Source organism: Campylobacter sp. W0014 (assembly GCF_020135975.1).
Lineage (GTDB): Bacteria > Campylobacterota > Campylobacteria > Campylobacterales > Campylobacteraceae > Campylobacter_D.
Window position 1 is genome coordinate 101,560 of the sequence record NZ_JACHTR010000003.1, and the last position, 8,923, is coordinate 110,482.

Annotated in this window: 8 protein-coding genes; 5 read left to right on the plus strand and 3 right to left on the minus strand. The window is 30.2% G+C overall.

Going from position 1 to position 8,923, the window contains the following annotated elements; all coding sequences use genetic code 11:
- Positions 1-4: 4 nt before the first annotated feature.
- Complete coding sequence (locus H2277_RS01880) at positions 5-943, minus strand: DMT family transporter (protein ID WP_337200708.1); 939 nt, start codon at positions 941-943, stop codon at positions 5-7.
- A gap of 120 nt (positions 944-1,063) precedes the next feature.
- Here H2277_RS01880 and der point away from each other — a divergent pair, with 120 nt between their 5' ends.
- The 5 genes from der to H2277_RS01905 are packed head-to-tail and all read left to right on the plus strand — an operon-like array spanning position 1,064 to position 7,598.
- Positions 1,064-2,452: a ribosome biogenesis GTPase Der gene (gene der, locus H2277_RS01885; RefSeq protein WP_337200709.1), complete on the plus strand. Its 1,389-nt coding sequence runs from the start codon at positions 1,064-1,066 to the stop codon at positions 2,450-2,452.
- Positions 2,439-2,933 carry a shikimate kinase gene (locus H2277_RS01890; RefSeq protein ID WP_337200719.1) on the plus strand — a complete coding sequence of 165 codons (495 nt, stop codon included), beginning with the start codon at positions 2,439-2,441 and terminating at the stop codon, positions 2,931-2,933. Before der ends, H2277_RS01890 begins: the two co-directional genes overlap by 14 nt.
- Entirely contained in the window at positions 2,930-3,889 is a 960-nt protein-coding gene (gene trpS / locus H2277_RS01895) for a tryptophan--tRNA ligase (RefSeq protein WP_337200710.1), read from the plus strand. The genes H2277_RS01890 and trpS overlap by 4 nt, the downstream gene beginning before the upstream one ends.
- A 10-nt stretch (positions 3,890-3,899) precedes the next feature.
- Positions 3,900-5,135, plus strand: a complete 1,236-nt coding sequence (gene serS, locus H2277_RS01900) for a serine--tRNA ligase (protein WP_337200711.1) — start codon at positions 3,900-3,902, stop codon at positions 5,133-5,135.
- 9 nt (positions 5,136-5,144) lie between these two features.
- Complete coding sequence (locus tag H2277_RS01905) at positions 5,145-7,598, plus strand: tetratricopeptide repeat protein (protein WP_337200712.1); 2,454 nt, start codon at positions 5,145-5,147, stop codon at positions 7,596-7,598.
- A 33-nt stretch (positions 7,599-7,631) separates the two neighbouring features.
- Here H2277_RS01905 and H2277_RS01910 read toward each other — a convergent pair whose 3' ends face one another.
- Complete coding sequence (locus H2277_RS01910) at positions 7,632-8,270, minus strand: hypothetical protein (protein WP_337200713.1); 639 nt, start codon at positions 8,268-8,270, stop codon at positions 7,632-7,634.
- A 70-nt stretch (positions 8,271-8,340) separates the two neighbouring features.
- Positions 8,341-8,923, minus strand: a 583-nt coding sequence (locus H2277_RS01915) for a pyruvate kinase (RefSeq protein ID WP_337200714.1), incomplete at its 5' end; no start/stop codon positions are given.

The window sequence follows — 8,923 nt, forward strand, 5'->3', positions numbered from 1 at the left end:
TTTTTCATTTTTTTCCTTTTTTTCCTTTTACGACTAAGATTAATCCTCCACAAATTATCCCTATTATACCTAAAAAAACCATAGCGCTTGGTAAATTATCGCCCAAAATTAATCCAACAATTAAACTAAAAATCACATCAAAATAACTTACACCCGCGACAATGCCAGCTTGTTTGGCTATCCCATAGGCTTTGGTGACATGAATTTGATAAATGGTGCCTAAAATTCCCATGATTAAAATAATGATCCATGATTGTAAACTAGGCATTACAAATGGAGCCAAAATAAAATCCATATGCAAAGAATGAAAATCTTTAGATTGAAAAAATTCAGCTCCTATCATTGAAAGTAAAGGCATAAGTGTGCCAAGAAATATAAATGAAAATGCGATTTGTTCTGTGGTGTAAGATTTTCTAAGTTTTCTCACGCTTGTAAGAGCTAATGCAGCTAGAAAGCCACTTGAAATTCCTATGATGGAATTTTTTAAATCAAAACCCGAGTGATAGGCTTTATCGGCCCAAGGTTGAGTGATTAAAAGCATGCCTAAAAAAGCGATAAAAATTCCTATCCAAGCCTTTTTTTCTAGTTTTTCTTTAAAAACAAAAAAAGCAATAAGGGTGATAAAAATAGGTGCTGTTTTTTGAAAAGCAAAGGCTCCACCTAAGGTGATGTTTGAGATATTATAAAAAAACATATAAAGTGAAAGTGTGCCCGCAACGCCTCTAAAAACTAAAAGCCAAAAATGCCCACCTTCTTTGTGAACTTTTGATTTTTTCAACAACCAAAGTAAAAATACAACTCCTATAATATTTCTAAAAAACATAATTTCAATAGAGCTTATTTCTTTGCTTAAAATTTTAGCACAAGCTCCCATAAGTGTAAAATCCAAACACGCTAAAAGCATAAAATAAATTCCAAGGTTGTGTCTGATAAGTTTTCGCATTTTTATTCCTTGAGGATTAACTTGAAAAATGGATTAATTCTAGTCTTTTTTTGCTTAATATTAAGGCAAATTTTATATAATTTTTCTTAAAAAAATTTTATTTTAAAAAATAGGAAAAAAATGCAAAGCATTATATTGATAGGAAAGCCTAATGTTGGAAAATCAAGCCTCTTTAATAGGATGGCAAAAAGAAGAATAGCAATCACAAGTGAAATTTCTGGCACAACAAGAGATACCAATAAAACTGAGGCTTGCATTGGTTCTAAGAGCGCTTTTATTATTGATAGTGGTGGACTTGATGAGAGTGATGAGCTTTTTAAAAATGTTAAAAAAAATACTTTAAAAGTTGCCAAAGAAAGCGATATTATTCTTTATTTGGTTGATGGAAAATTAGCTCCAGATGAAGAAGATAGGCGTTTTTTTTATTCTTTAAAAAAATTAAATAAACCACTAGCCTTGGTTATTAATAAAGTAGACAATAAAAAAGATGAAGAAAGAGCGTGGGAATTTGCAAATTTTGGTGTAAAAGAAATTTTTAATATTTCAGTGACTCATAATGTGGGGCTTGATGAGCTTTATGCTTGGCTAGAACAATTTTTAAATGAAGCTAGCTTGATTCCTGATGAAGAACAAGATTTAGAGGATTTTTTAGAGCATTATGACGAAAATAAACAAGAATTGCAATTTAAAGAGATAGATCAAAATCATATTAGAGTAGGGATTGTAGGTCGTGTTAATGTTGGAAAATCAAGCCTTTTAAATGCTTTAGTCAAACAAGAACGTAGCGTGGTTAGTAGTATAGCTGGAACCACAATTGATCCTGTAAATGAAGCTATAACTCATCAAGATAAAACAATAGAATTTGTAGATACTGCAGGTATTAGAAAACGTGGAAAAATTCAAGGGTTAGAAAGATTTGCCTTAAATCGTACTGAAAAAATTTTGCAAAATTCTCAAATCGCACTTTTGGTTTTAGATGCAGATGAAGGTTTTAATGAGCTTGATGAAAGAATAGCAGGACTTATCGCAAAATATTATTTAGGTGTTATCATAGTTTTAAATAAATGGGATAAAAGTGAGCTTGATTTTGATAAAACGGTTAAAGAATTAAAACTTGATCGTTTTAAATTTTTAGCCCATGCACCTATTGTTAGTGTTTCAGCTTTAAGTGGTAAGAGAGTGCATGTAATACTTGATAAAATTTTAAAAGTTTTTGAAAATTTCATACAAAAAATCCCAACTTCAAAACTTAATAATTTGATCGAAAGCGCAACCAAAGCACATCCATTGCCACATGATTATGGAAAATTAGTTAAAATTTATTATGCTGTGCAATATGATGTTGCTCCTCCAAAAATCGCTTTAATTATGAATCGTCCCAAAGTCTTACATTTTAGTTATAAGCGTTATTTGCAAAATAAAATAAGAAAAGAATTTGATTTTGAGGGAGTTCCTTTAATCATTGCTTCACGCAAAAAAGGAAGCAAGGAAAATGATGAGAATGGATAATATTATTTTCATCGGTTTCATGGGATGTGGAAAAAGCACTATGGCTAGAGCATTGGCTGTAGAGTTAGACCGAATTTTTTTAGACAGTGATTTATTGATTGAGACGAAATTTAAGCAAAGCATTAATGAAATTTTTGAAAATAAAGGAGAGTATTTTTTTAGAGAGCAAGAGCAAAAATTAGCCGATTTTTTTATTTTTTGTCAAAATGCTTGTATTGCAAGTGGTGGCGGTTTTGTTAATGTGAAAAATTTAGAAAAAATCGGATTGAGTGTTTATTTAAGGGCTGACTTTGAGTATTTAAAAAAGCATTTAAATAAAGATGAAATTGCTAAAAGACCTTTATTTTTTGATGAAATTAAAGCAAAAAAGTTATATAATGAAAGAATAAAAATTTATGAAGATAAGGCTAATGTGATATTAGATATTGAAAATAAAAGTATTGATGAGCTTATAAGTGAATTAAAAAAGGCAGTTAAATGAGAGTATTAACCGGAATTCAACCTAGTGGAGATTTGCATATCGGAAATTATTTTGGCGCGATTAAACAAATGATAGATACGCAAAATACAAGTGAAATGTTTATATTTATTGCTAATTATCATGCTATGACTTCTTTGCAGAACGGGGAAAAATTGAAAGAAAATTCAATAAAAGCAGCCGCAGCTTTTTTGAGTTTTGGTATAGATCCGCAAAAAAGTGTTTTTTGGTTACAAAGCGATGTGAAAGAAGTGATGGAGCTTTATTGGATTTTATCACAATTTACCCCTATAGGTTTATTAGAGCGTGCGCATAGCTATAAAGATAAAATTGCTAAAGGACTAAGTGCTTCTCATGGACTTTTTTCTTATCCTGTTTTAATGGCAGCAGATATTTTACTTTTTGATACTCAGCTTGTTCCTGTAGGCAAAGATCAAATTCAACACGTAGAAATCGCACGTGATATCGCTTTAAAAGTAAATAACGAATGGGGAGAAATTTTTATCTTACCTGAAGCTAAAATCAACGAAGATCTTGCTGTTATTGTAGGGACAGATGGGGCTAAAATGAGTAAATCTTATAAAAATACTATAGATATTTTTAATGATGATAAAACTTTAAAAAAGCAAATTTCATCGATAGTAACAGATAGTACTGCTTTAGAAGATCCTAAAAATCCTGAAGAATGCAATGTTTTTAAAATAGCAAAATTATTTTTAGATAATGAAGGACAAGAAAATTTGAGAAATCGTTATTTAAAGGGAGGCGAGGGATATGGACATTTTAAAATGTATTTAAATGAGTTAATGATTGATTATTTCAAAGAAATAAGAGAGAAATATAATGAGCTTTTAAATAAACCTTCTTATTTGAAAGAGGTTTTGGATTTTGGTGCGAGTAAAGCAAGAAAAATTGCTCAAGAAAAGATGCAAAAAATTTATACTAAAATAGGCTTATAAGGGGTATAAGATGCTTGATTTAAAAAAATTACAAAATCAATTTGATGAGGTGAGTCAAAAATTAAAACATAAAAAAGTTGATGAGGAAACATTAAAAAAATTAGCTGATTTATTTGCATTATTGAAAAAAGAAAGGACAATTTTAGAAGAGCTTCAAGCCTTTCAAAATAAATTCAGTAAAGAACTTGCAAGTGCGCAAGATAAAGAAGAATTGAAAGTAAAATTGAGTGAAAATAAAATTAAAATTAACGAGCAAAGCCAAAAGGTAAGTGCTTTAGAAAGTGAACTTGAAAATATTGCCCATGCTATTCCAAATATTCCAGATGATATTGTTCCTGTTGGTGAGGATGAAGATGAAAATGTGGAAATAAAAAAAGTCCTTACTCCACCAAGTTTTGATTTTGAGCCAAAAGAACATCATGATTTGGGTGAAAGTTTAGATTGGCTTGATTTTGTAAGAGGGGTTAAAATTTCTGGAAGTCGTTTTTGTGTGCTTAAAAACGAAGGTGCTTTATTGAGCCGAGCTTTGGTTAATTATATGATTGATTTTAATAGAAGTCGAGGTTTTAATTTTGTCAATGTGCCTTATTTGGTTAATAGTGCTACAATGTTTGGAACTGGACAATTGCCGAAATTTAAAGATGATATGTATAAAGTTGATGATGAAGATTTATATCTTATTTCAACTTCTGAAATTCCAGTAACTAATCTTTATAGTGGGGAAATTTTAACCAGTGAAAGTTTGCCGATAAAAATGACTTGTTATAGCGCTTGTTTTAGAAAAGAAGCTGGTAGTGCAGGGCGTGATACAAGAGGAATCATTCGTCAGCATCAGTTTGAAAAAGTGGAACTTGTAAGTATTACTAAACCTGAACAAAGTGATAGTGTATTTAATGAAATGGTGGAGTGTGCGAGTGATTTATTAAGCTCTTTAGGTTTGGCTCATAGGCATTTGATGCTTTGTACAGGAGATTTGGGTTTTAGTGCTGCAAAGACTATTGATCTTGAAGTTTGGATTCCTTCTCAAAATAAGTACCGAGAAATTAGCTCCGTATCTAATTGTCGTGATTTTCAAGCAAGACGTGCCAAAATTCGCTATAAAAATGAGCAAGGTAAAAATGAATTAGTCCATACCTTAAATGGTTCTTCATTAGCTGTAGGTAGAACTTTGGTTGCTATTATGGAAAATTATCAAGATAAAGAAGGAAAAATCGCTATTCCTGATGTCTTAAGAAAATATTTTTAAAGAAAATAAATGGCAGAAAAAGAAGATATAGTATTAGAAGAAGATAATTTAAACGACAATAAAGAAAGACTTGATGAGAGTTTAGGGGAATTTAAAGGACAAGAGGGCCAAGTTCCTGATGATGAAGAATTTGTATCTTTATCTGAAAATTTCAGTGAAGATGATGTAGGTTTTAGTTTTACAAGAGAGAGTGCGCCTGAAGAATTTTCTTCTTTTGAGAAAACTCAAAATCAAGAATCGCTCCCTTGGTATAAAGATAGAAAATTTATGTCTCTTGTCGGTGCTTCTTTAGTTATTATTTGTATTTTGGTTTTTACTTTAACTTATTTGATTTTTAGTGAAGGAAATATTAAAGCAGATATTATCGCTTCAAAGCCAGTTGAAAAATCTGAAATTGTTCCGGATGAATCTTATAAATATGAAGATATGGCTAAAGTGGATGCTATGATACAAAAAGCTAATGCGCTATATCTTAAAGGAGAAATTCGACAATCTTTAAAATTATATAAACAAATTGCAATTTATAATGAATCTTTGTCTAATTATAATTTAGGCGTTTCTCAAATGAATGAAGGAAAATTTCAAGAAGCTTTTGAAAGTTTTAAAAAAGCTATAGCTAGCGGTGAAAATCAAACTGTATCCGCTATTAATGCTGCTGTATGTGCTTTAAAGCTTAATGATGAGGAAAAATTTAAATATTACATTGATTTAGCGCAAGTTTATCTTCCTAAAGAAGGAAAATCAAAGCTATATAATTATTATTTAGCTTTGATAGATTATTATAAAGGGTATTATCCAGAAGCTTTACAAATGTTTCAGCAAGTAAATATCGATCCTTATAATGATATTTCTAAATATTTATCAGCTAAAATTTATGCTAAGATGGATTTTGACGTTAAGGCAGTGCAGCAGCTAAATTCTCAAGGAAATTTTGAACCCAGTCTTTCTTTGGGTCTTTTGTATGCTAGATTAGGAGAATATGATAAAGCTAAAACGTCTTTAAGTACTGCCATGAAAATCGATAGAGATTTTAATCAAAGTTTAGCAGCTTTAAGTTTAGTTGATATTAAAACGGGTGATTATCAAGATATGCTTATGCGTTTGCAAAATGCTTATAAAAAAGAAGAAGATCAATATAAAATTTTAGATCGTTATAAAATCAAAGTGCGACTAAATAATGATTTGTTCAATATCGCCATTGCGCAGAGTCATTTTTCTAAGGATTTATTGAAAAATTTAAAAAATCAATTTGACTTGCTTTTTTATTATGCTCCTTATCAAGTTTTTGACTCTAGGCAAGCATCGTTATATATAGAAAAGGCTAATGTTACAAATTTTGTGGATGATAGTACGGATTCAGGGGAGTATTTAACAACAAGTAATGTTTTATCTTCTACAAATGTAAAAATTGCCAGTATTATCAATCACGCTTTAAATCAGCAATTAAGACTTGCTAATGAAGAATTTCAGCAATTGCTGAAAAATTATCCAGAGCATAGTATTTTACAGTATAATTTAGCTTTATCTTATGCCCAGATGCAAGATTATGAATTAGCTTACAAATACTTTTTTAGTTCTTATCATTTAAATCCTAAAAATTATTTAGCAGGAGTTTTTGCTTTATTCTGTGCTAAAATAAATGATTTGGATACAACTAAACTTTATAACGAAATTGTTGAAAATATGAGTGCCGATGCGAATTTTAAAGCAAATATGCAAAAAAGTATGCTGTTTTTGACTAAAAATGATTATGTCTCAATGCTTCCATATTTAGATGAAAAAAATTCTGATACGCCTTTAAGTTCAATGCTTAAAGCAATTATTGCCAAAAATAATAATCTTAGCAATCGTATGGATGTTGAATTAGCTAAATTAAGATCACAATTACCAGAAGATATTATTGCAAATATTTTATATTTTAATTCTTTAAATTCTAATTTTAATATTAAAGAATATGCTCAAAATGCGCAAATTCATTTTAAAAATTTAAAACTTGATTATCGCAGTGTTTTTGGTGGACCTAGCATAGCTAGAGAATTTTATGTTGATTTGATGCATGTATCTGGACTTTTAAATTTGGAAAGAAATAAATTTAAAGAATTGATGAATACTTCTAAATTTGAAAGTGAAAGCATTATACAGACTTTAGCGTATTTGGATATTTTCGCTAAACAATTTGAAGAGGCTTATGCGCTTTATAATATTTTGATTGATGATTATAAAATTAAAGATACTAGAACTTTATTTTTAGCCGCAGTTGCAGCTATAGGGGCAAATAATCCAAACTCAGCTATAGCCTTATTACAACTTTCAAAATTAACCGATAAAAACAATAAAGAAAGCAAAGCGGCTTTAGGTTTGCTTTATCAAGAAGTAAAAAATTACGAAGCGGCTATTAACCAATACAAAACACTACCGAATGATTTTAAGAGTAAATTTTTTACTTTCGATATTAAAAATTAAAGATGTTTAAAATTATTTAAACATCTTTATGGATTAAGCTTGGAGATCTAGAGTTTTTCCTCCAAGTTCATCAATGCGATCAGTAACTTTTTTAATTGCTGCATCCATTGTATCTTGGCTGATTTGAGGAAGCTTTCCACCCCACATTTTTTCTGCTTGCTCAAATCCTTTTTTTATCCCATCAAGCCCCTCTTTAAGTTTATCGACATCGTTTCCAGCTCCGTTGATTACGAAATCAGCGATACGATTTGCTGTATTGTCAACGCCAAAAAATCCATCTTCGCTTACAAGCTGTTTTAATTCATCAGCGTCCATTGAAAGTGGATTTTTACCACTATAACCTAAAGATGCGAAATCAATGCTAGAAAGAATAGATTTTGCGGTATCTAAATTTCCTCCATTTAAAAGACCTTCAATTCCAGCTTGAGTATTGCTTGTACCAAAAACTGTATTCATGGTTTGTTGCTGAAATTGAACCATATAGAGTTGAGTAATACCTTTTCCTCCAAGTGAGCTTAGTTTTTCAAGAGCATCTTTGTTGATATCTTTACTTGAACTAGCACTTTGAAGGTTTGCATCTTTGGTATTTTTTTTAGCATCCTCATCTACCTTCTTATTGCTAACTTGGGTTTGAGTCATGCTAGCGATATTTGAATAAGTATTCACTTGCATTTTTGCTCCTTAATAGTGAGGTTATATTTATATCGGCTTTTTTAATAAAATTTTTTATATTATTAAAAAACTATTTTAAATAATAAGATATTTGATCTTTTTCAAGTATTCTAATAAGATTACTCGTTCCTTCTACTCCCGTTGGAAAACCTGCTGTTAATATATAGCATTGATTTTCATTAATAAAATCTTTTTCTACACCTAATTTAACTGTATTTTTTAATAATTCTGTTAAATGTTCGCTTTTATTAACTAAAATAGCCGGATTAACTCCCCATACTATACTTAATAGATTAAGAGTTTTTTCTGAATGAGCTACGGCTATAATGTCTGTGTTAGGTCTATATCTAGAAATTTTCATGGCTGATTTTCCGCTACTTGTAAGAGAAAAAATCGCATCAGCATTTAAATCTTTAGATAAATTCGCACTTGAACGCATGATTTTATCTGTATTGTCTAAATTTTCAAAATCATTAAATTTATTATAGGGGTAGTTTTTTTCTGTTTCTATGATTGTCTGACACATGATATCAACAGCATTGGCAGGATCTATACCCACAGCACTTTCTTCGCTAAGCATTACAGCATCACTACCATCTAATACTGCATTTGCTACATCTGAAATTTCAGCTCTCGTGGCGGTTTTGCTTTTT

Excerpts from the sequence above, each read along its gene's own strand:
- trpS (WP_337200710.1), top strand. The coding sequence starts at position 2,930 with ATGAGAGTATTAACCGGAATTCAACCTAGTGGAGATTTGCATATCGGA.
- H2277_RS01910 (WP_337200713.1), bottom strand. The coding sequence starts at position 8,270 with ATGCAAGTGAATACTTATTCAAATATCGCTAGCATGACTCAAACCCAA.
- H2277_RS01905 (WP_337200712.1), top strand. The coding sequence starts at position 5,145 with ATGGCAGAAAAAGAAGATATAGTATTAGAAGAAGATAATTTAAACGAC.
- H2277_RS01890 (WP_337200719.1), top strand. The coding sequence starts at position 2,439 with ATGAGAATGGATAATATTATTTTCATCGGTTTCATGGGATGTGGAAAA.
- H2277_RS01880 (WP_337200708.1), bottom strand. The coding sequence starts at position 943 with ATGCGAAAACTTATCAGACACAACCTTGGAATTTATTTTATGCTTTTA.
- der (WP_337200709.1), top strand. The coding sequence starts at position 1,064 with ATGCAAAGCATTATATTGATAGGAAAGCCTAATGTTGGAAAATCAAGC.
- serS (WP_337200711.1), top strand. The coding sequence starts at position 3,900 with ATGCTTGATTTAAAAAAATTACAAAATCAATTTGATGAGGTGAGTCAA.